The sequence below is a fragment of the Alkalimonas cellulosilytica genome, from assembly GCF_036325985.1.
Lineage (GTDB): Bacteria > Pseudomonadota > Gammaproteobacteria > Enterobacterales > Alteromonadaceae > Alkalimonas > Alkalimonas cellulosilytica.
Map to the genome: position 1 here is coordinate 16,654 of NZ_JAUHLI010000015.1, position 22,599 is coordinate 39,252.

Sequence of the window (22,599 nt, forward strand, 5' to 3'; positions counted from 1 at the left end):
TTTGCATTTAGATTTGATATCCGCTATGCTCTCTCTTGTCGGGAAACTGGCGTACGCTTCACAGCGTTTTTTTCCTGGTCGTTGTTAACTTGTCCTGCATTTTGGGGCAGCGAAAGCTGCCCCTTTTTTTCTTCCCAGGGTGGGATTATGCTTTCACTATCACTGCCTTTTTTGCAAGAAACTCTCTACATTGCCGCTATTTTCTTCCTTGGCTGGATCCTGGCCGGCACCCAAGCCAGAGCATCCGGATGCTTAGTGTCTGCAGCCTGGTTTGAGCGGGTCAGTTTGCTGGCTTTTATCGCCTTGCTGGCGTTGTTATGGCTCAGTCCCCATCCATTTAACCTGCAGTTTATGTTGCTCTGGTGTCTCAGCACCCAGCTGTTGCTGCTTGGCTGGCGCTCCACAGAGCTTTGGTATCAAAGACGGTTCTCTGACAAACAGCATCAGCAGCAACCAGAATGGCTGGTTGGTTATGCCAGCCAGTCCGGCACGGCTGAGCAACTGGCCCACCGCAGCACCAAACAACTGCAAATGGCGGGGAAAAAAGTACAGATGCTGCCACTCAATGCGTTAGCTGAGACGCCCCTACAGCATTTTGAGCAGGCACTCTTTATTGTCAGTACCTATGGTGAAGGCGAAGCACCAGACAATGGCCAGCATTTTCTGCGCTGGGCTTTGCAGCAGCAACCGGACCTTTCCAGACTGAAGTTTGCCGTGCTGGCCCTGGGCGATCGCAGCTACCAACATTTTTGCGCCTTTGGCCACTGGCTGCATGATTGGCTTATGCAACAGCGCGCCTCAGCCATCCACCCCCTGGTACCCTGGGACCAGGGCCAGCGAGACAACAGTCCATGGCAGCAATGGCAGCAGCTGTTGCAAAAGCTCGGCGCAGGACAAGCGGAGCCAACAGACGAGCAACCCTGGCTCAAAGTACCACTGCAAAGTCGCTACTGCGTTAATCCGGGCAGCCAGGGCAACCCCTGCTTTGTGGTGAAGCTGCCACGGCAAGCCGGCATGCGCTGGCAAGCCGGTGATTTGCTGGAAGTCCAGCCAGAGCACAGCCGCTGCACCGTGGCGTTATGGCTCACCGAGCACCAGGTGTTCGGTTGCCAGACGGTTCGTTTTCATCAACAACAGATACCACTGTGCCGGGCTTTGGCACAAATCGTGTTACCACAGCAAGGCCCTTCCGCCACTGAAAACCTGGAGCAATGGTTGCAGCAACAACCGCTCTTGCCTCTGCGGAGTTACTCCATCGCCAGCATTGCCGATGAAGATCAGTTAACCTTGCTGGTACGGCAGGTCAAAACAGCTCAGGGCCTTGGGCTGGGCTCAGGCTGGCTCACCAGTTATGTGCTGGAAGGCCAACCGATCCAATGCCGTATTCGATCTCATCCAAGTTTTCATTTGCCCGATGATGACAGGCCTATGATCTTTATCTGCAATGGCACCGGCATCGCAGGGATCCGCAGCTTGCTGGCAGAGCGGGTGAGGCGGGGGCACAACCAGAATTGGCTGCTGTTTGGCGAGCGCCAGCAGGGAGTCGATAACTTCTTTACCAAAGATCTACAGTTATGGCAGCAACTTGGTTTTTTACCCGAACTGGACCGGGTGTTTTCCCGCGATGGCGCTCCGGTACGTTATGTGCAGCAACGACTGGTTGAGCGCATTGACTTGCTAACAGCCTGGTTGGAGCAAGGCGCTGCAATTTACCTTTGTGGCAGCCTGCAGGGCATGGGGGAAGCTGTTGATCAGCTGCTGCAGACTGAGCTGGGTGCAACTCAGCTGCAGGCCTTGCAGCAACAGGGCCGGTACCGGCGCGATCTGTATTAGTGGTGTTTAAGAAGCTTACAAAGGGCTAAAACGAATACGGCCCTGCTGCACCGCCATATTCAGCGGCATCTGCATCAGCAGCCGCTGGGTCGGGTCGTTTTCATCCAACCGGTACACCGGCTGATCCTGCAACCAGGCATTGACCAGCTGCAAGACTTCGGTGCTGAGCGGCGCCAAATTACCCCGGTAACCGGCCGCATCAATGCTGGAGTCCAACAAACGCAAATTGCGTAAAAATACCGCATTTTGCTCACCATCATAGTAAGGGGAAGCCTCTATCTGCAGCTGCAAACTGGCCGGGTAATGCAGGCCAAAAGCCGAGAACACCGCACTGGCTTTGGTACCAAGCCGCACAACATCACTGTTATCAGGCCCGATACGCACCTGCATATCCTCCACCGCCAGCGCTACCGGCATGCCTGCCAACCGGGTTTGCTGCGTGAGCTGATCCAGCTGACGCAACATCAACTGCTGCAATTGCTGCTCGGTCACACTGTAGCTGGCTAAGTCACTAACCTGCGCGCAGCCCGCCAACAGCAAAGCCAAGCATCCAATAAACCAGGAGTTCAGTGATTTCATGCATCTTTCCTTTGCAAAACCTTTGTCTGTCAATAGTGTAATCACTCAGCGCCTGCTTGTAAGCTGATTTTTCCCCTTTGCACTGATGACAATGAGACTTGAAACATTTTGCAATAATTAATGATTGTTTTTCGATAACTAATTATTGCCCTCCAAATAAATTTCGGCTTTAATGCAGGTATAAACAACACGCATGGAGTCGCTTATGTCCAATTCACTGAAACAACAAACTCTGGCCGCTATCCTGTTTTTGATGTTCGGCGGTCTGATGCTCGGCTATGAGCTCGGCAACTGGCTCGCCAATGGCAGCTGGCGCTTGAATGGCCTGCTGATCATCGCCCTTTGTGTTATTTACTATGGCTGGCATTTACTGCGCCCGGTACTGAAACAGCTTGATCACTTTCTGAACAACCACTGAGGTACCCCATGATCATTCAGCACTATGCCTCGAACATGAATAAAAAAGTCGGTTTTATTGCCTGGGGATTGGTTGTATTAACCCTTGCTCAGCTGTGTGTCTTTTTATCCCACACCTTACTGGAACCAGAATTGACAGAGAGAGCCATCCAGCATGGGCTCTGGTTTGCCAACCTGGTAGGGTTGTTGGCATTGATATTGATTGCGCAACGTTTGTTTCAAAGCTACCAACTAAGCAGCCCCTATGCAGCGGCCCACCGCCCCCTCTGGATGCAACTGGCCAGCTACTGTTGGCTGGTCGCCTTTTTCCCCGCTTTACTGGTCTGTAGCCTAAAGTTGGCCTGGGGTTTAGATATTCGCCTGCTGACATTGCTGGCCCACATCAACCTGCCTTTGCTGGGCCTTGGCATCATCATTCCATTTGTCAGTATGTTGTTCAAGGCAGGTCAACAGCTTGAAGACGAGCAAAACCTAACCATTTAAGGGGCGCAATGGCCATTCAAATTAACCTGGATGTGATGCTGGCGGTGCGGAAAATGAAATCCAACGAGCTGGCAGAAAAAATCGGCATCACCCCGCAGAATTTAAGTGTGTTACGTAGCGGCCGGGCGAAAGCCATTCGGTTTAGTACGCTGAATGAAATCTGCAAAGCTTTGGATTGTCAGCCTGGCGATATTCTAGCGTTTCTGCCTGGCAATGACGACGACAATGAGGATACTACCCATGGATCTTAACTACACGGTCAAGGAAACCATCGACCAACACAGTATCGAAATTATTTATCATGGTTTAACCGGCCGTGAAATCGTGCTGGTGGATGGTGAAGAAAAAATCAACCGCCTGAACTGGGGGCTCAAAAGTGAGTACCTGGTGCAGTTAAATGCAGAAAAACACATTCGGATCCGCACCCAAGTAAACCTAAAAGGCGTGCTGCAAGTGAATTTTATCCGAGGCGGCAACGTATTAGCGAGCCATACCTCAAGGATGTATGAGGAGGTAGCAACCAATGATGTACTGCAACAACCAGACAATAAAGCCTGGCTGCAGGAGTTTCAATTGCCTTCGATGGTTGTTTTGGTGGCATTTTTATCGGTGCTAGGTGGTATGAAGCTGATGTCTACTGAATTGCTAAAGCTACCGGTACAACTGATGTTGATAACCTTGCTGACAGTGGCCGTAGCCTGGTTGTTGTTTCATCTGCCAATACACAAGGGGCAGGACGCAATCCAACAACGACTCTGGTCTGGGGTGCTGCGCTTTTTGGGCCCAGGATTGATGATGGGATTTGCTATTGGCGGCATCGTCGGTTACAGCATCGGTAGCTTCGTTGCTGCTATGCACACGCTATTGGATAAACTGGCATAAGGCTATACCCCGTGTTGTATTCCAGAGGGCCATGCTTTACTTGCGCCTGCAATCAATCTGTATTAGTGTATTAATACAGATTGATTGCATGGAGTGCCCTATGCCAGCTATTTTGGAAATAACTGCGTTAGGACGTGCCTACCAAGGCCGTCAGGTACTGAAGGACATAACCGCCAGCGCAGCGCAAGGCGATGTGATTGCCCTGCTGGGTAAAAACGGTGCAGGCAAAACCACCTTGCTCGAAACCATCCTCGGCTTCGCAGTGCCAGAACAGGGTGAAGTACGGCTGTTTGGCACCCTGAGCACCGAGATAGGGGCAAATGAAAAGCAGCGAATTGGCTTCGTACCGCAACAGGATGAACTGTTGGAGCAGTTATCGCCCAGTGAGCACCTGGAGTTATTCAGAGACTTCCAACCCAGCTGGGATCAGCCCTTGTGTGAGCGACTTTGTCAAAGCTGGGATATCCCCATGACAAAGCGGATTAGTACATTGTCTGTTGGGCAGCGCCAAAAACTGTCGATCATACTGGCACTTTGCCATAAACCTAAGCTGCTGATCTTGGACGAACCAGTAGCCAGCCTCGATCCTATCGCCCGACGTCAGTTTTTAACCGAGCTGGTCACTATCGCTGCTGATCAGCAAAGTGTCATACTCTTTTCTTCCCATATCGTGACCGACATGGAGCGCGTAGCCAATAAAGTGTGGCTGTTAAAAGATCAACAGCTGGTATGGCAAGACGAGCTCGATACCCTGAAAGAGTCGGTGGTAAAGCTGCATATTGATGCTGCCCAGCCACTACCAGATCAACTGCCGCTCCCTCACCAGCTGCGGCAGCAGGTGCAAGGCAATAAAGCGACAGTCACAGTGAAACATTGGCAAAGTGCTGAACAAACGCGATTCGAGCAACAATTGCAGGCCAAAATTCGAGTGGAGTATTTGAACCTGGAAGATCTTTTTCTCGAATTGCATGAGAATCAGGAACAAAGCTGTGATGACGAACTTTAACATACCGAGTGTATTTGCCCAGCTGTTTCGACTGCTCACACTGCGCGACTTGAGCATCGTCTGGTGGACTATGATCGCTTTTTTCTTGTTATTGGGCTTTGTCAGCACGGCCAGTGCAGTCGCTGCCCATCTGACTTTAGTTTTTTATTACTATCTACGATTGCTGCCATCAATTGCTACCTTCCTGACTGGCAGCTATCGTCGACTATTGTTCAGTCAGACATCGTCAGCTCTGATCCCCTTTCTGCTAATAACGCTGATAACCCTGCTCGGCACTCTCGCTGTTGTTCAATACACAGCCTTGGCTTATTCAGAAGCACTCTTTACTTTATTCTGCGGTCATTTGATACTGCATGCAGTTTTTTTGCCAGGAAACAGCCATGCCACAGGGCTGATAGTTTTTCCGATATGGGCCGTGATGATTCATCCACAGTTTTTTTTACAAGCAGCCCTGCTAGCACCAGCAGCACAGCCTGTCCCTATGGTAATCGTCTTCACGCTGAGCTTGGCTGCAACAGTGTATGTGCTTAAATCTGTCAGTAGCAGGGGCAAAACACGTCAGCCACAACCAGCAGCGACCTGGCGATTTTCCTGGCGAGCTATTCCTAAGTGTCAGCCCTCTTTGGGAGCCTGCTTTTTATTTCATTACAATGCACAGCCTGTTATTCGACTGCTTGTTTTTTCTATTGCCTGTGCAGTGATCCCCCTGCTACAAAGCAGTGTGTATTATTGGCTTCATTCAGACTGGCAGTGGTTTCCACAGCTCGACTGGAAGTTTCTGAATGACTCGGTATTTATTATCCCTTTACTGTACTGGCTTATCATGGTTGACTCGGTAATAGCCAGAACCAAAGCTGCCTGGCTGTATTTACCATTCACCAGGCAGCAGCTGTGGTACTATTATGAACGCCACTTTGTTATGCAGCTGCTTATTTTCAGCCTGCCATTGCTTGTGTTGTTATACCTTTGGCAACCCCACAATCCATACTTTCTGGTCAGCAGTGTGCTCCTGCTAAGTAAGCTGCTACTCATCACCTACCTTGTGTTGTACTTTCCCCGCAGCTCCATGGTTGGTTTTTCGGTTACCTTTATTTTGTATCTGTCAGCGTCTTATAAGGTGTTCTTGTCCCCGCAAAATACCCAAATCTACAGTGCGTTGTCCTTACTGATTGCGGCTTTGGTGCTACGTCACTTTGCCATCAAGCGCTGGCACACGCGAAACTATAGCCCAAGAACAGCCTCACAGAGGAGGCGCCATGTTTAGCATCAACCCCAACAGTGGCGAACCCATATACCGCCAGCTGACCGAGCAAATTAAACGCATGGTGGCTGGAGGACAACTGCGTGCGGGTGATGCATTGCCATCAGTGCGCGAGTTGGCCGCCCACTACGCTGTTAACCCGATGACAATCTCAAAAGCGTACAGCTTGTTGGAGGCTGAAGGTATTTTAGAACGCCAGCGCGGCAAACCGATGACGGTGGCGGCTCAAAAGCAAAGCAAGCACAGCGAGCAGGCCCGGTTGCAACAAATCATGCCTCAGCTGGAAGCGCTTGCCACCGCCGCCCACCAGTTGCAACTATCCAAGCAAAGTGTATTATTTACGTTAACTGAATTACTCGACCAGACGCATGATGAGCCCTGAACACACCACTTTCTTCACCAAGCTGACTCAAATCCTACGCAAACATGGATTGAAGCTCTCTTTCGCGCTGGTTACTCTGTTAATCTACAGTAATTACCTTTATACCCAAGACACCCTGTTCACACTAATTGCGCTCTGTGGCCTGGTAAATGTGCTGCTGTTGGGCCGTGCATCCAAAGCACATCAGGCCGGGGAGTTTTTTGCCGATCCCTTGTCGCAGCTGTCTGTCACCGGTACAACCCTAACGGTCAAACAGCATCAGCTCGATGTGACAGCAATCAACAAAGTGGTGCTGGATCGTTTGGATGACGACGAAGGATTGTTGGATTTTCCATTCAACCGCTATCAAAAAACGGCGATGCGCTTTCCTGCTGAACACTTGCCTGCGGTGCGGCAGTGGCTGCTAACCCACCTGCCCAACGCCACCATTATCCGCTAACAGTGTTGCCTGTACTGGCTCAACCAGCGGGTGCAGACCTGAGCGGCTGGCTTGTGGTATGCTCACATCGTTACCAGGGGACAACCAGCGTTGTGCTGGTTAATAACAACGAGAAACGACCATGCTGCTTATTTTAAAACTGATTGCTGGCATTGTGCTTGGCATGCTGTTGGGGCTTTATGCCCCCACGGTGCTGACCCAACTGCTGATCACCTTTAAAGGCCTTTTTGCTCAGCTGCTGTTTTTTACCATTCCGCTGCTGATCCTGTTTTTTATTACTAGCGGTATTGCCAATTTACCGCAAAACTCCGGCAAGCTGCTGGGCCGCACTTTAGGCACCGCTTACCTTTCCACCATTTTAGCCGGCAGCCTGGCGTTTTTTATCGCCGCCTTGCTGGTGCCGATGCTGGCAGGCTCGGCCAATGCCGCGGCGACCTCAGGTAATGGCACTGTGCTAAGTCCCTTTATCGAGCTGGCCATTCCACCGGTGTTTAACGTGATGACGGCGCTGGCGCTGGCCTTTATTTTTGGCCTTGGCATTGCTGCAACCCAAGCACAACAGCTAAAGCAACTGTCCGATCAGGGCCGGGATGTGATCCAGCTGCTGCTGACCAAGATGATTATCCCACTGTTGCCGTTTTACATTGCCGGTGTCTTTGCCGAAATGGCGGTGGCAGGCACCGTGTTTGCTACCCTGAAAACCTTTGGTGTGGTATTGCTGCTGTCGATTGCGCTGCACTGGCTGTGGATCTTTGCGCTCTTTACCCTGGCCGCCATCAAGGCAGGCCGCTCGCCTTTTGGCCTGGTGAAAAACATGCTACCCGCTTACTTTACCGCGCTGGGGACCATGTCAAGCGCCGCCACCATTCCGGTATCGCTTGAGGCGACCAAAAGCAATGGCGTCAAAGACGACATTGCCAACTTTACCGTACCGCTGTGCGCCACTACCCATTTGGCGGGCTCCACCATTACCATCGTTGCCTGCGCGGTCGCGGTGATGGTGATGCAGGATGGCCTTGCCATTCCATCGTTTATCACCATGCTGCCCTTTATCCTGATGCTGGGCCTGGTGATGCTGGCTGCGCCGGGGGTACCGGGCGGCGCCGTGATGTCTGCCGTTGCCTTGCTGATTTCGATGCTGGGCTTTGGTGACGCCGCCATTGCACTGATGATAGCGCTGTATATGGCACAGGATAGCTTTGGCACAGCCTGTAATGTGACCGGTGATGGGGCTATTGCGGTGTTGGTGGATAAAGCCAGGCTAGATAATGCCTGACTTTGATTTGTGAGCATTGAAAAATAATGCCCACATTTTTGTGGGCATTATTTTTAAAAGTGAGTTTCTACTTTTTCTGCTTCACTGGCCGCTGCCAGTCGGTGATATGGCGCTGTTTGGCGCGGGCGACAACCAGTTCGTGGTCACCGGCGTCTTTGGTCAGCACCGAGCCGGCGGCTATGGTGGCATTTTCGCCAACCGTGACCGGTGCCACCAGGGCGCTGTTGGAGCCAATAAAGGCGCCATCTTTGATGGTGGTAACAAACTTATTGGCGCCGTCGTAGTTGCAGGTAATGGTACCGGCACCGACATTGACTTTATTACCGATGACCGCATCGCCTAAGTAAGTCAGATGATTGGCTTTGGAGCCTTTGCCAAGGGTGGTTTTTTTCATCTCGACAAAGTTGCCGACATGGCTATCATCCAGCATCACGCTGTCTGGCCGCAGGCGGGCATAAGGGCCCACCGAGCAATCAGCGCCGACAGTGGCTTTTTCAATCATCGAGTTGGGTTTAATTTCGGTGTTATCACCGATAGTACAGTCTTTTAGAATACAGTTAGCGCCGATGGTCACGCCTTTACCCAGCACCACCTTGCCTTCGAAAATCACGTTGATATCAATCATTACGTCATTCCCTACTTCAACCGTACCGCGCACATCAATACGCGCCGGATCGCGCAGGTTAGCGCCAGCCAGCATTAATGCTTCGGCTTGGCGCTGCTGATAGGCGCGCTCTAACGCGGCTAATTGCACCCGATTGTTGGCACCTTCAACTTCCATCGGATCTTGCGGCTGGGCAGTGGCAATTTCAACGCCTTCGGCGTGTGCCATCGCAATCACATCGGTGAGGTAGTATTCGCCCTGGGCATTGTTGTTCGATAAACGGCTTAACCAGTCTTTTAACTGCTTACCGGGCAGCGCCATAATGCCACTGTTAACTTCATTGATTTGCAGCTGCTCGGGTGTAGCGTCTTTTTGCTCAACGATTCCAACCACCTTGCCGTTTTCACGCACAATGCGGCCATAGCCGGTTGGGTTGGTCAGATTGACGGTCAGAATGGCCAGGCCATTGGCAGGTTTGACTGCCAGCAATTGCTGCAAGGTTTCCAGCCGGGTTAAAGGCACATCGCCGTACAGCACCAGCACAGTGTCCTCATCGGCGATATTCGGCACCGCCTGCGCCACCGCATGACCGGTACCCAGTTGCTCGGCCTGCAGCACCCAGTGCAGCGGCTGCTCCCCAAGGGCGCTTTGTAACGCTTCAGCGCCATAGCCATACACCAGCTGCGGCTGGTCGGAGCCCAGAGCGCGGGCGGTATCAATCACATGCTGCACCATCGGTCGTTCAGCCACCCGGTGCAATACCTTGGGCAAGTCCGATTTCATCCGTGTGCCTTTACCGGCCGCCAAAATCACTACATTTAATGCCATAACGATGCTTCCTTTGTTCGTAATGGCATTATTCTACCTGAATCAACGTTCGATGGTAGGGCGAAGCAACAACAACATCGGGCTTACCCACCATGATGCCGTTTAGATATACCCCAACCAGTTGATAACAATGAATGCCAGCAGGTTATTCAATGCATGAAGTGCTATCGGCACATAGAGCGAACCGGTTTTTTCCCGCGCCAGCCCCAGAATCAAACTAAAACTAAACAGCATCGCCATCATTAACAACGGGTACTGGCCAGCATGAATCAACGTAAATAGCATCGAGGTCGCCAACAGCGTACCCCATAAGCCAAGAAAGCTGTGGCGCCAGGCCTGGAAGAAGTAACCACGAAACACCAGCTCCTCCACCACCGGAGCCACCAGCACCATGGTGACAAAAAGCCCCAGATGACGAACCCCTGCTATCGACTCGATGAAAGCACCTGGCTCTACCGGCCACAACCAATTCACCAGCCAGGCACACAAGTAATAACCAGCAAAAGCAGCCAACCAGGGCAAATAGCATCTTGCGGCCACTGATGTAAACGCCAGCGTTTGTGACCAGTGCTGCCGGGGGAAACTGGCAGCTTTTAGCAACACCAGCAACACCGGTATTGCCGTGGCCAGGTACATCGATGTTATGCCATTTGGGCTGAGTAGATGGTCACTTAACAGAGCAGCACCCTCTGCCTGTGGCAAATCAGGCTGAGTCGCTGCCATATAAACGCCCACACCAACAGCATACAAAAATGCGGCGATAAAATATGTGACCACCACGGCCAACAGCCACCAAAGCGAGCGGCTGAAACGCGAGTGCTGTTTCGGTGGAGGCTTGGCAGATGATGCAGCGACAGTCTCTGTTACTAATGGGTTGATGCTATCCATAGTCATACTTTGTTCCTTCTTCATTAATGCGGCAGGTACCAGCCAAATGGAACCATGCTACTCAGCAGTAAAATCAACCCCTGATGTACAGCCAAACAAAGCAACAACCAAAAGCTGTATCCTAAAAGGGTTGAAAGTTTATCAGTCAATAGTTTCATAAGGCGCCACCTGCATGAGGTTATTAATTCATTACTGGCAATACCAGCGTGACGGACTGCTGCAATTGCAGTTGAGTTCTTTGCTTGAGCTCTTCAAAGTGGTTTTGAAACTGCTGACGAATGTCCTGATGTATTTGCTGCCTTAACTGTTCAAGCAGATCAGACTGTTCAGCTACTTCTGCTGAATAAACTGGCAAGCCGGTTGAGGACAGCATCAAGATGCCGGTCATATAAGTGGTTAATGATGTTTTCATACGTGCCTCCAATGGCGGTTGATTAAGACAACGCCAGCTTAGGCAGTACATTTGAGTTAGACGATAACTGGGGTGGTACTTTGTTATGACAAAGTATTACTTTTAGTTATAACTGAGTTGTAACTAAACAAAGGATCAAGCTAGTGAACCCATCGGGATGGAAGCAGCCGGAGAATCTGATCCTGCTGCAGCTCCTGCCGGTTTGAGACCTTAGGATGACGCTCAAACAAAGCAATTCGAATAGTAAGCTCCAGAATAGGCGCAATAAAAAAGCCACCCGTAGGTGGCTTAGATAAAGATTGCATACCAGCTTAGTTGGCTGCTGATGTACCGATATACCGCTCGAAGAATGCCAGCATTCTCTGCCAGCGTTCTACTTCATTTTCCGGGTTATAGAAACCATGGCCTTCCCGCTCTTTAACCAACCACTCGTAAGGATGATTGCGTTTATCCAGCTCGGCACGTAAGCCGGTAGCATGGCTTAGCGGAGTGCGACGGTCTTCGGCGCCATGGATTAGGAAAACCGGAGCTTTCAGTTTGTCCAGGTGCATTTGTGGTGACTGGGCATCCAGTTGGGCTTTATCACGTCCCAACACCAGCTCAAGGTAATTGATACCTGATTGACGCTGAGGGATATCACCCACCTCAAACATGGTATTTAAATCGTATAAACCAACAAAGCCAACGGTGCATTGATACAAATCCGGCTCACGCACTGCGCTCATTAAGGCAGCATAACCACCGTAAGAAGCACCATAGGCACAAACCCGGCCTTTATTTACGATTCCCTGTTCTACCAAATGCAACACACCATCGGTCATATCATCGATCATGGTGGTACCCCAGTTGCGGTGACCAGCTTGCTCGAAACTACGGCCAAAACCACCAGAACCACGGAAGTTGGGTTGCAGCACAGCGTAGCCATGGCTTGCAAATACTTTTGCATCCACCACAGCAGGTGAGCGCGGGTTGAAGCTAAGCATATCGCGAGGACCATGAGGACCACCATGCGGCAACATGATCAAAGGCAAGTCTTTTGCTTCTTTACCCGGTGGCAAGGTTAAAATGGCATGAATATCCAGACCATCCCGACTTTTATAAACAATGGCTTGTGCCTGTGGCAATTTGCTTTGATCGATCCACGGCATGCTATTCAGCAAGTGAGCCAATTGACGGCTGTTGCTATCAAATAAGTAGAAGTCCGGAGTGGCATTGGCTGATTCAACCCGAACAACCAGCTTACTGTTGTCCCTGGTTGTCGAGGTAATACTGACAGCCCGCCCGGGCAAAGCATTGATTAAGCCCTGAATGATGGCACTGAATTCTTTATTCCTCACATCATCAAAGAAAACCGCTTCAATATCCATAAAGTCATAGGAAGCACCTATCACTTCATCTGAAAATCCATTGCGGATACTGATAATCGGTGATACATCCACTCTTGGGTGATAAGCCAGAATGGTTTCAGTGCCATCATCCGGGTTCAGAATACTGATGGCACGGGTATCGGTTTGGGTATCACTTAACCCAACCACATGAGTGTTATCAGACAAAAAGCCCAATGGAATAAAACCACCTGACGTATAAGGGTAACGACGCAGCTCACGCCAGTCTGCACGCTCATTGGCGCGGTACATCAAAATGCTTTCATTGTCATTATTTTGATCAACACCTACTGCCATTCTGGCAACACCACGGCCATCGGTAATCATTTGTACGCCTTCACCTGGGTTTGAGCGCAGCGGGGCACGGGCAACCTGACGGGTACGGCCATTGTTGATATTCAGTCGATGCACCAAAATGTATGAACCGCGAGCTGCCGTTAAACTGCTACTAGCAACCAAGACAAAATCATCTTCATCCGGCAGATAGTTAATAACACTAAATATTGATAATTCGCGACGAGAGGAACGAGGCCCGACCAACATCATCGGCCGGCTGCCATCGGCATTCACCGCATAAATCTCACCTGTGCCCTGCGGGCTTTCCAGGGAGCCAATCTCACGCACCAGTGTCAGTAATAAACGTTCATCATTGGCCCAGTTAAAGCTGCCAATGGACTCACGCCCGGTAAACTGTTTGATACTAATGACTTCATTGGTGGCAATATTGATCACAGTCAAAATGATATTACCGGTGTCATTACGGCTGGTACCGGCTAAATAAGTCCCTTTCGGTGAAATTTTAATATCCAAAAACTGGGGGAATTTAGCAAACTCCTCCAGGGTATGAGCCTTGACTGGCGATAACCAGCACAGGCTTAGGGTAACTAATAATAGGATTAGGCGCATAATTACTCCATTCAATTGTTAACAGATGCAGGCCTTAACTTTGGCAATGCATCCTACCTACTTCAGCACGGTCTATACTAGGACAAGGCCATCTTTATAACGATAACCAGTGATGGAAAAGCTGTGATACTGTGCGGACTTTAGTTATAACCAAAGTTATAACCAAAAATAGCAATTAAAAATCAGCAACTTAATTGAGGTTAATGCGAAAAACCTGATCATGTCCGGCACTGGTGCCAAAATAAATTAGCTGGCTACCATCGGCTTTCATCGACACATTTGGGTGCAATTGATTGCGGGGAAAATGAAAATGTTGGATCGATAACTGATTGGACAGCAACCAGAGCTTGGTTTGTTGCATCTGCATATTGCTAATCAGCAGCCCATGCTGGAAGGTCTGAATTTGGTAGGGAACATCAAAGACCAACAACATCGGAAGTTCGGTAACGGGCTGCAAGCCTGAGTTAAGCAAGGTTACTTCTCCCGCTGCAGTAATCGCCAGGAAATTATCTCCCCAGGGATACATCACACGATAGCCGCGATTGAATTGGATTAACATGCCTGAGTCCAACAGGTAGCGGTAACTCATCCAGCTGCCGCCTTTACTGACCGTAAAAAGAACCTCTTTTCCTCCTTTGCTAAAATAGCCTCGCTCCACCAACTGACCATGCATGCTTATGGCGACCCGGCTGTTTGTAGTCACTTCATGCAGCCATAAACGATTGTCTGATTTCAACAACAATAAATTGCCATCGGCATGCTGATCAATCAATTGAAATGATGCTTGCTGGGTGAAAATGGTATCTTCTGAAAATCGCACCGGGTCATAGCTAATTAAGCTGAAACCATGCTGATCGGATTGGACCAGCCAGACATCTGAACTGTCTTTACGATAGTGTGCGCTCAGTGCCTGCCCTAATGGGAACAACTTCATGTTTCGACGATCCGGCCAGTCGGCTTCGACAAAATGACGCTCCGTCGGTCGCCTGCTGATGCCGTAGATAATTTGCTGGCGTACTACAAACCGATGCAATGGCTGCTCGATATCCTGCAACCAGGGTTTTATTTCACCGTCACTCAGCCTGAAACGTTCGAGACTGCCAGTGTTGGTAAGCAATAAGACATGGTGCTCATCCAGCCAATGACTTTGCCGCACCATCATGTTTAATTCATGCTCCATCAGCAGCTCCCGGTCAGCCAATCGATACACCTGCAATTTCGGCTGATAGTTGCCTAATTGATAGCGTATCAATACCAAATGTTGCTGATCCGGAGAAAGTGAAGCCGCAAAGTCTGTCACATGGGCTGCAGAGCTGTAGGTAAGTTGCTCGTAACCACCATGGGTCAGGTCGAGCCGGTAATAGTGCCCATTGTCTCCCTGGCGTTTGGTACCGCCAAAAATTAAGCTGTTGCTTGGTGAGTGATACACTAAATTTCCAATGGCAAAGAAGTCATCCAGCAGCAGTTCCGCCGGTTCATTGCTATGACCAGTGAGATCAACGGCATGAATGGTGCTGTTACCAAATTGCGAATCGACAAAGGCGATACGTTGATCTTCCTCAATGAAGCTGACCGAAGAAATGCTGGTGCCTCGCGCATTAGAAAGCAAGGTGATTTGACTGGATTGGCGATTATAAAGATACAAACGCCAGGCATCATGGGCGCCATCGGTGCCACTGAACACCAAAAATTGTCCATCTGTGCTGATAGCTAGATCGAGCTTTTTTCCCGGTGAAAACGTGACTCGTTCTGTATTCTCTTTGGTTAAACTGGCCGGCTCGGCGGGCGCTTTTTCAGGCCAAGACAACAAAAAATACAACAGCACTAGTATCGGCAGTAGCAGCAACAACAGCCATAGTTTTTGCCGGTGCCTGCTTGTGCTTGATGATGGTGAATGATCGGTTGGTTCCTGCAACAAGGTTTCAGCTGCGAAAACCAGAGCGGGTGAGCTACTGGCTCGATCGTTCAGTTCAGGCTCAGTCGATAAATCCTTTACCGGGCAAATCAACTGGTAACCGCGCTTCATGACCGACTTAATGTAGCGTGGATCCTGGGCATCCGTATCGCCCAGTGCCAACCGTAACTTGCTGATGGTTCGACGGACCGCTGTATCCGATACAATGCGTCCGGACCACACCTGGTCGTGCAACTCAGACAGCGGAATCAACCGGTCCCGATGCTGGATCAAATAAAGCAGCACGTCATATACTTTTGGCTCAAGCAAGATCACTTCTTCGCGTAAACGAAGATGCTGATGCCGCTTATCAAGCACAAAGTCACCCAATTGGATTTGAGTTGTTGTTAATGACACGCTGTACATCCATGGCAGCAGGAATAACTGATGCTACGATTATACGTATCTAGCAGCCAAAGCCTAGTAACAATTTAAAAGCAACATCAATCACAGCTAATATCCTACCCTTTACCACAGGCTGCCAATAAAAAAAGCCACCCGAAGGTGGCTTTTTTGGCAAAGCGCAGGGCCTGCTTATTTGGTTTTACGCAATTTACGGATCAATTGCAGCTGCGCAATCGCCTCTGCCAACTGAGCCGCGGCTTCGGCGTAGTCGAAGTCGGCGCTGGCATGTTGCATGGCTTCTTTGGCACGGTTCTGTGCTTCAAGAATCGCCTGCTCATCCAGATCTTCTGCCCGTTTAGCCACATCGGCCAAAACGGTGACGCCATCCGGCTGCACTTCCAGCACGCCGCCAGCAACGTAGATGAAGTGCTCTTCACCAAATTGCTTGACGATGCGCACCATGCCAGGCTTGATTGTCGTCAGCAGCGGGGTGTGAAAGGACAAAATACCCAGCTCACCATCCGCACCGCTCACTTCGACATACTCGACCAGGCCGGAGAAGATTTTATCTTCTGCACTGACTACGTCCAGATGCACTGTCATCGCCATCTTGCCTCCTCAGCTGATTATTTCAGCTTCTTCGCTTTCTCGATGGCTTCTTCGATGGAACCAACCATGTAGAAAGCCTGCTCTGGCAAATGGTCAAACTCACCATCCAGGATGCCTTTGAAGCCACGGATGGTATCTTTCAGTGACACGTACTTACCTGGTGAACCGGTAAATACTTCCGCCACGAAGAACGGCTGAGACAGGAAACGCTGGATTTTCCGAGCCCGGAATACCGTGGTTTTGTCTTCATCCGACAGCTCGTCCATACCCAGGATGGCGATGATGTCTTTCAGCTCTTTGTAGCGTTGCAGTACAGTTTGTACGCCACGGGCTACTTCGTAGTGCTCTTTACCAATCACCAGTGGATCCAGCTGACGAGAAGTCGAATCCAGCGGATCAATCGCCGGGTAGATACCCAAAGAAGCGATGTTCCGGCTCAGTACCACCGTCGCATCCAGGTGCGAGAAAGTGGTCGCTGGCGATGGATCGGTCAAGTCATCCGCAGGCACGTAAACGGCCTGAATGGAGGTGATGGAACCGGTCTTGGTAGAGGTGATACGCTCTTGCAACACACCCATTTCCTCAGCCAGTGTTGGCTGATAACCAACTGCTGATGGCATACGACCCAACAGGGCAGATACTTCGGTACCGGCCAGGGTGTAACGGTAGATGTTATCCACGAAGAACAGTACGTCGCGGCCTTCATCACGGAATTTTTCAGCCATGGTCAGACCGGTCAGCGCCACACGCAGACGGTTGCCTGGTGGTTCGTTCATCTGACCATACACCAGCGATACTTTATCCAGTACGTTGGAGTCTTTCATCTCGTGGTAGAAGTCGTTACCTTCACGGGTACGCTCACCCACACCGGCAAATACCGAGTAACCGCTGTGCTCGATCGCGATGTTACGGATCAGCTCCATCATGTTCACGGTTTTACCAACACCGGCACCACCGAACAGACCAACTTTACCACCCTTAGCAAACGGACAGACCAGGTCGATAACCTTGATGCCGGTTTCCAGCAGGGCGTTAGAAGCTGCCTGATCTTCATAGCTTGGTGCTTCACGGTGGATGGACCAACGCTCTTCTTCACCGATAGGGCCAGCTTCGTCGATTGGCTCACCCAGTACGTTCATAATACGGCCCAGTGTGGCTTTACCCACCGGAACCTGAATGGCTTTACCGGTATTGCTAACGGCAGCGCCACGGCGCAGACCATCAGTTGTGCCCAGAGCGATGGTACGCACTGTGCCACCACCCAGCTGCTGCTGTACTTCCAGCACCAGACCTGAGAGGTCACCGTCAGTTACGTTCAACGCGTCATAGATACCAGGTACCGCATCTTGTGGAAAATCGATATCCACAACGGCGCCAATAATTTGGACTACCTTACCTTGACTCATGTTGTTTCCTCAAATGTCTCAAAACTGTTCACTTAACCAACCGCAGCTGCACCCGATACAATCTCACTCAGTTCCTGAGTGATGGCGGCCTGACGGGCTTTGTTGTACACCAACTTCAGCTCATCCATCAGGTTGCCAGCATTGTCGGTGGCCGCTTTCATCGCGACCATACGGGCAGCGTGTTCACAGGCGGCGTTTTCCACCAGCCCCTGATACACCAGCGACTCAATGTACCGATCCATCAGCATGTCGATAATCGGCTCTGGCTTCGGCTCGTAAATGTAATCCCACTTGTATTTACGCTTGGGCGCATCCTGGGTTGGCAAAGGCAACAGTTGCTCGATCGTTGGCTCTTGTTTCATGGTGTTGACAAACTGGTTGTACACCAGATACAGGCGATCAATACGACCTTCCAGATAGGCTTTCAGCATGACCTGCACGGTACCAATGATATCCGCGAGCTTCGGGTTTTCACCCGAACCGGCTTGCTGGGCCAGTACTTTGCCACCAAAACGACGGAAAAAAGCAGTGGCTTTGTTGCCAATTAAGGCAAACTCAGCAGACACTCCCTTTTCTTTCCAACTTTTTAGTTCCTGAACGACAGCCTTGAACTCATTGCTGTTCAGGCCACCACAAAGTCCACGATCGGTTGAGATAATGATGTAGCCAACGGTACCCGTTTCACGTTCCACCATATAAGGGTGACGATAATCCAGGTTACCACCGGCCATGTTACCGATCACTTTGCGCATACCTTCAGCGTATGGGCGGGATGCAGCGACTCGCTCCTGCGCGCGGCGCATTTTGCTAACCGCAACCTTTTCCATAGCGCTGGTGATCTTGCGAGTATTGTTAATACTCCCAATCTTGCTTTTTATCTCTTTACCACCGGCCATGACGTTGTCTCCGTTTCATTCAACGACGAAGGGTGGCCGCAGCCACCCACGTCTGATTACCAGGTTTGGGTGGACTTGAAAGTCTCAACCACGTTTTTCAAACCTGCTTCAATCTCGTCGTTGTAGTTACCGGTTTTGTTGATTTCCGCCATCAGACCAGCATGCTCAGACTTGGCATACGACAACAAGGCAGCTTCAAAGTCGCCAATCTTGTCGGTTGCTACGTCTTTCATAAAGCCTTTTTCAATGGCATAAATCGACAGCGTCATATCCGCTACGCTCATTGGCGCGTACTGCAGCTGCTTCATCAGCTCGGTCACTTTCTGACCGTGCTCCAGCTGGGCGCGGGTCGCGTCGTCCAGATCAGAAGCAAACTGAGCAAAGGCAGCCAATTCAGTGTACTGAGCCAGCGCCAGACGGATACCACCACCCAATTTCTTAATGGCTTTGGTCTGCGCTGCACCACCCACCCGCGATACCGAGATACCCGCATTCACCGCAGGGCGAATACCGGCATTGAACAAATCGGTTTCCAGGAAGATCTGACCATCGGTGATCGAAATCACGTTGGTTGGTACGAAAGCAGAAACGTCACCGGCCTGGGTTTCGATGATCGGCAGAGCAGTCAGTGAACCGGTTTTGCCTTTCACTTCGCCATTGGTCAGACGCTCGACGTAGTCGGCGTTGACGCGTGATGCACGCTCCAGCAAACGGGAGTGCAAATAGAACACATCACCCGGGTACGCTTCACGGCCTGGCGGACGACGTAACAGCAACGAAATTTGACGGTAAGCAACAGCTTGCTTCGACAAATCATCGTACACGATCAGTGCATCTTCACCGCGGTCACGGAAGTATTCACCCATGGTACAGCCGGCATAAGGTGCCAGGAACTGCAGCGCTGCGGCTTCAGAAGCAGAAGCGACCACTACTATGGTGTGCGCCAGGGCGCCGTGCTCTTCCAGCTTACGCACTACGTTGGCAATGGTGGACGCTTTTTGACCAACCGCCACATAGATACACTTAACGCCGGTGCCTTTCTGGTTGATGATGGCATCGATGGCCAGTGCGGTTTTACCGGTCTGACGGTCACCGATCACCAGCTCCCGCTGGCCACGGCCGATTGGGATCATCGAGTCGACTGATTTGTAACCGGTTTGCAGTGGCTGATCAACCGATTGACGGTCGATAACACCAGGGGCAATTTTTTCAACCGGCTCAAAACGAGCGGCATCGATGCTGCCTTTGCCATCAATAGGAGCACCCAGAGTGTTCACTACGCGGCCCAGCAGGGCTTCACCTACAGGAACTTCTAAGATACGGCCAGTGCTTTTAACTTTGGTGCCTTCGGTTAAGTCCGCGTACGGACCCATGACGACGGCACCGACCGAGTTGCGCTCTAAGTTCAGCGCAATCGCATAACGGCTGCCAGGAAGCTCAATCATCTCACCCTGCATACAATCCGCAAGGCCGTTGATCCGAATGATACCGTCCGTGACCTGCACGATGGTACCTTCATTGCGAGCTTCACTGACCACATCGAACTGAGCAATACGTTGCTTAATCAGTTCGGCTATTTCAGTGGAATTCAGTTGCATACTCTGTTCCCCAATTAGGACTGCAGCGTGGTGATCAGGCGATCCAGCTTGCCACGGATCGAACCATCGATGACCATGTCACCCGCTTTCATTAACATACCGCCGACCACATTCGGATCAACGCTACAGTTCAATTTCACATTACGCGCCAGACGCTTGGATAACGCAGCAGCCAGTTTTTCCTGCTGAGCGGCATTCAGTTCAGTTGCCGCGATCACATCCACGTTGATTTCACGTTCGTGTTCATCTTTCAGCTCGGTAAACTGGGCAAATACTTCAGGCAGTGCCAGCAAACGCTGATTTTCAGCCATCATCCGAACCAGATTCTGTGCCGGCTGATCCAGCTGATCAGCACACACCTGATTAAACAACGATGCCTGTGTTTCAGCGGTACTGTTGCTTAGCAAAAATGCAGCCATCTGCTGGTCTTTTGCTACTTCAGCAGCAAAAGCCAGCATCTGTTGCCAGCCACTGAGGGCGTTGTTGTCACGCGCGTACTCAAAAGCGGCTTTTGCGTAAGGACGAGCAATATTCGTCAAGTTTGACATGGCTCGCTCCCGTTACAATTCCTGAACCAGTTTTTCCAGAATGTCGCTATGCGCAGCGTCATCAATTTCGCGCTGCAGAATGCGTTCAGCACCTGCAACCGCCAGAGCCGCCACTTGCTTGCGCAAGTCTTCGCGTAAGCGGCTGCGCTCAGCATCCACTTCGGCCCGCGCCTGAGTCAGGATATGATCCCGCTCTTCGTTGGCTTTGCTGGTTGCTTCGTCGATCATCTTGCCTTCACGCTTACGTGCTTGCTCGATGATGGCAGCTGCCTGCTCTTTCGCGTCGCGAATAATGTCTTTGGCTTTATCCTGAGCGATGTGCAGATCTTTTTCTGCCCGATCAGTATGTGCCAGACCTTCGGCGATTTTTTTCTGGCGCTCTTCAATCGCTGCGTTGATCGGTGGCCACACAAATTTCAGTGTGAACCACACGAAGACAGCCATCGCAATCGACTGACCTATAAGGGTTGCGTTAATATCCACAACGAGCCTCCTTTAAAAGTTGGTTATCGGGGGACTCTTAAGCAAACGGGTTAGCGAACAACAGCAACAGAGCAACACCCACACCAATCATGGAGATCGCATCGATCAGACCTGCAAGAATGAACATTTTGGTTTGCAGCTGTGGAGCCATTTCTGGTTGACGCGCACTGGCTTCCAGGAACTTACCACCCATCAGGGCGAAAGCGATTGCAGTAGCCAAAGCCGCAGTAGACAGAATAATAGCTACAGCGAATAAAGTTGCAGTTTCAATACTCATTGAGTTTCTCCAGTTTTCAAAAGTTAAGGTTAAAAATTAAAGGTTAAAACAACTAAAATCAGTGCTTCTCAGCCGCCATGCTTAAATAAACAATGGTCAGCATCATAAAAATAAAAGCTTGCAACAAAATAACCAGGATATGGAACACCGCCCAGGCAAAGTGCAGCGGCAACTGCGCCAATCCAACCAATGCAATCAAAATAAAGATAACTTCACCGGCATACAGGTTGCCAAACAAACGCAGACCCAGTGACAACGGCTTGGCCAGTAAGGTTACCAACTCCAATACCAGGTTGAATGGCACCAGCGCCCAGTGATTGAACGGGGTAAAAGACAGCTCTTTGGCAAAACCACCTAAGCCTTTGTAATAAATGGAGTAGCCAATGATCAGAATAAAGACGCCCAGAGCCATGCCCATGGTGATGTTCAGATCGGTGGTCGGTGCTATGGTCAGATAGCTCCAGGGATGCGCCATTACCCGCTCCAGGAAGCTGTAATCGGCAGCATATTCTGGCATAGCACCGCTGTTAAATGCCATTCCAGCCATGCCCGCCAATGCTGGGAACCAATCTACCGGAACCAGTTTCATCAGGTTCATCAGAAAGATCCACATAAAGATGGTCAGGGCGATAGGCGCTATCAGTTTGTCTTTGACATGAAAGGCTTCTTTGACTGAGTTACCAACGAACTCAATGATCATTTCCACCAGACACTGAAATTTACCAGGCACCCCAGTAGTGGCCTTACGACCAACCCAGGCAAACGAAATGATGAAGAGTGAGCCCAGGATCAAGGACCAGCCCAACGAACCCAGGTTCACGGCCCAAAAGCCTTCCCCTACAGTAAGATCGGTTAAGTGGTGCTTAATGTAACCCTGGACTGAAATGTTGCTATCAGCCATG

At 50.6% G+C, this 22,599-nt stretch carries 23 protein-coding genes; 9 read left to right on the plus strand and 14 right to left on the minus strand.

Annotated elements, in window-relative coordinates; genetic code table 11:
• Positions 1-147 precede the first annotated feature (147 nt).
• Positions 148-1,833 carry a sulfite reductase subunit alpha gene (locus QWY20_RS14460; protein ID WP_330129713.1) on the plus strand — a complete coding sequence of 562 codons (1,686 nt, stop codon included), beginning with the start codon at positions 148-150 and terminating at the stop codon, positions 1,831-1,833.
• A 15-nt stretch (positions 1,834-1,848) separates the two neighbouring features.
• Here QWY20_RS14460 and QWY20_RS14465 read toward each other — a convergent pair whose 3' ends face one another.
• Positions 1,849-2,412 (minus strand): DUF1439 domain-containing protein, encoded by a 564-nt coding sequence (locus QWY20_RS14465; protein WP_330129714.1) that lies wholly within the window; start codon positions 2,410-2,412, stop codon positions 1,849-1,851.
• A 205-nt stretch (positions 2,413-2,617) separates the two neighbouring features.
• Between QWY20_RS14465 and QWY20_RS14470 the strand changes: the two genes are divergently transcribed.
• The 8 genes from QWY20_RS14470 to QWY20_RS14505 all read left to right on the plus strand — a co-directional run bounded on the left by QWY20_RS14470 (position 2,618) and on the right by QWY20_RS14505 (position 8,558).
• Positions 2,618-2,830, plus strand: coding sequence for a hypothetical protein (locus QWY20_RS14470; protein WP_330129715.1), 213 nt, complete (start codon positions 2,618-2,620; stop codon positions 2,828-2,830).
• Between the two features lie 8 nt (positions 2,831-2,838).
• Complete coding sequence (locus QWY20_RS14475; protein ID WP_330129716.1) at positions 2,839-3,312, plus strand: hypothetical protein; 474 nt, start codon at positions 2,839-2,841, stop codon at positions 3,310-3,312.
• Between the two features lie 8 nt (positions 3,313-3,320).
• Positions 3,321-3,563 (plus strand): helix-turn-helix domain-containing protein, encoded by a 243-nt coding sequence (locus tag QWY20_RS14480; RefSeq protein ID WP_330129717.1) that lies wholly within the window; start codon positions 3,321-3,323, stop codon positions 3,561-3,563.
• A complete protein-coding gene (locus QWY20_RS14485) occupies positions 3,553-4,194 on the plus strand; it encodes a hypothetical protein (protein ID WP_330129718.1) in 642 nt (213 codons plus the stop codon). The genes QWY20_RS14480 and QWY20_RS14485 overlap by 11 nt, the downstream gene beginning before the upstream one ends.
• Before the next feature lie 100 nt (positions 4,195-4,294).
• Positions 4,295-5,200 carry an ABC transporter ATP-binding protein gene (locus QWY20_RS14490; RefSeq protein WP_330129719.1) on the plus strand — a complete coding sequence of 302 codons (906 nt, stop codon included), beginning with the start codon at positions 4,295-4,297 and terminating at the stop codon, positions 5,198-5,200.
• A 1,256-nt stretch (positions 5,201-6,456) separates the two neighbouring features.
• Positions 6,457-6,843 (plus strand): GntR family transcriptional regulator, encoded by a 387-nt coding sequence (locus tag QWY20_RS14495; RefSeq protein WP_330129720.1) that lies wholly within the window; start codon positions 6,457-6,459, stop codon positions 6,841-6,843.
• Entirely contained in the window at positions 6,830-7,282 is a 453-nt protein-coding gene (locus QWY20_RS14500; RefSeq protein ID WP_330129721.1) for a hypothetical protein, read from the plus strand. Before QWY20_RS14495 ends, QWY20_RS14500 begins: the two co-directional genes overlap by 14 nt.
• A 121-nt stretch (positions 7,283-7,403) precedes the next feature.
• Positions 7,404-8,558: a dicarboxylate/amino acid:cation symporter gene (locus QWY20_RS14505; RefSeq protein WP_330129722.1), complete on the plus strand. Its 1,155-nt coding sequence runs from the start codon at positions 7,404-7,406 to the stop codon at positions 8,556-8,558.
• 67 nt (positions 8,559-8,625) lie between these two features.
• Here QWY20_RS14505 and glmU read toward each other — a convergent pair whose 3' ends face one another.
• The 13 genes from glmU to atpB all read right to left on the minus strand — a co-directional run bounded on the left by glmU (position 8,626) and on the right by atpB (position 22,598).
• Complete coding sequence (glmU, locus tag QWY20_RS14510) at positions 8,626-9,990, minus strand: bifunctional UDP-N-acetylglucosamine diphosphorylase/glucosamine-1-phosphate N-acetyltransferase GlmU (RefSeq protein WP_330129723.1); 1,365 nt, start codon at positions 9,988-9,990, stop codon at positions 8,626-8,628.
• A gap of 102 nt (positions 9,991-10,092) precedes the next feature.
• Positions 10,093-10,884, minus strand: coding sequence for a CPBP family intramembrane glutamic endopeptidase (locus QWY20_RS14515; protein WP_330129724.1), 792 nt, complete (start codon positions 10,882-10,884; stop codon positions 10,093-10,095).
• Between the two features lie 175 nt (positions 10,885-11,059).
• Complete coding sequence (locus QWY20_RS14520) at positions 11,060-11,290, minus strand: hypothetical protein (RefSeq protein WP_330129725.1); 231 nt, start codon at positions 11,288-11,290, stop codon at positions 11,060-11,062.
• A gap of 311 nt (positions 11,291-11,601) precedes the next feature.
• Entirely contained in the window at positions 11,602-13,581 is a 1,980-nt protein-coding gene (locus tag QWY20_RS14525; RefSeq protein WP_330129726.1) for an alpha/beta hydrolase family protein, read from the minus strand.
• A 190-nt stretch (positions 13,582-13,771) separates the two neighbouring features.
• Positions 13,772-15,892 (minus strand): winged helix-turn-helix domain-containing protein, encoded by a 2,121-nt coding sequence (locus QWY20_RS14530; RefSeq protein ID WP_330129727.1) that lies wholly within the window; start codon positions 15,890-15,892, stop codon positions 13,772-13,774.
• 177 nt (positions 15,893-16,069) lie between these two features.
• Complete coding sequence (locus tag QWY20_RS14535) at positions 16,070-16,489, minus strand: F0F1 ATP synthase subunit epsilon (RefSeq protein ID WP_330129728.1); 420 nt, start codon at positions 16,487-16,489, stop codon at positions 16,070-16,072.
• Between the two features lie 17 nt (positions 16,490-16,506).
• Positions 16,507-17,895: a F0F1 ATP synthase subunit beta gene (atpD, locus tag QWY20_RS14540; protein WP_330087751.1), complete on the minus strand. Its 1,389-nt coding sequence runs from the start codon at positions 17,893-17,895 to the stop codon at positions 16,507-16,509.
• Between the two features lie 32 nt (positions 17,896-17,927).
• Positions 17,928-18,791, minus strand: a complete 864-nt coding sequence (gene atpG / locus QWY20_RS14545; RefSeq protein ID WP_330129729.1) for a F0F1 ATP synthase subunit gamma — start codon at positions 18,789-18,791, stop codon at positions 17,928-17,930.
• A 56-nt stretch (positions 18,792-18,847) separates the two neighbouring features.
• On the minus strand, positions 18,848-20,389 hold the full coding sequence (atpA, locus tag QWY20_RS14550) for a F0F1 ATP synthase subunit alpha (RefSeq protein WP_330129730.1): 1,542 nt from the start codon (positions 20,387-20,389) through the stop codon (positions 18,848-18,850).
• A 14-nt stretch (positions 20,390-20,403) separates the two neighbouring features.
• Positions 20,404-20,937, minus strand: coding sequence for a F0F1 ATP synthase subunit delta (gene atpH, locus QWY20_RS14555; RefSeq protein WP_330087754.1), 534 nt, complete (start codon positions 20,935-20,937; stop codon positions 20,404-20,406).
• A 12-nt stretch (positions 20,938-20,949) separates the two neighbouring features.
• Positions 20,950-21,420, minus strand: coding sequence for a F0F1 ATP synthase subunit B (gene atpF / locus QWY20_RS14560; protein ID WP_330087755.1), 471 nt, complete (start codon positions 21,418-21,420; stop codon positions 20,950-20,952).
• Positions 21,421-21,457: 37 nt separating this feature from the next.
• On the minus strand, positions 21,458-21,697 hold the full coding sequence (gene atpE / locus QWY20_RS14565; protein ID WP_091342752.1) for a F0F1 ATP synthase subunit C: 240 nt from the start codon (positions 21,695-21,697) through the stop codon (positions 21,458-21,460).
• A gap of 58 nt (positions 21,698-21,755) precedes the next feature.
• Entirely contained in the window at positions 21,756-22,598 is an 843-nt protein-coding gene (gene atpB / locus QWY20_RS14570; RefSeq protein ID WP_330129731.1) for a F0F1 ATP synthase subunit A, read from the minus strand.
• Between the last annotated feature and the right edge of the window lies 1 nt (position 22,599).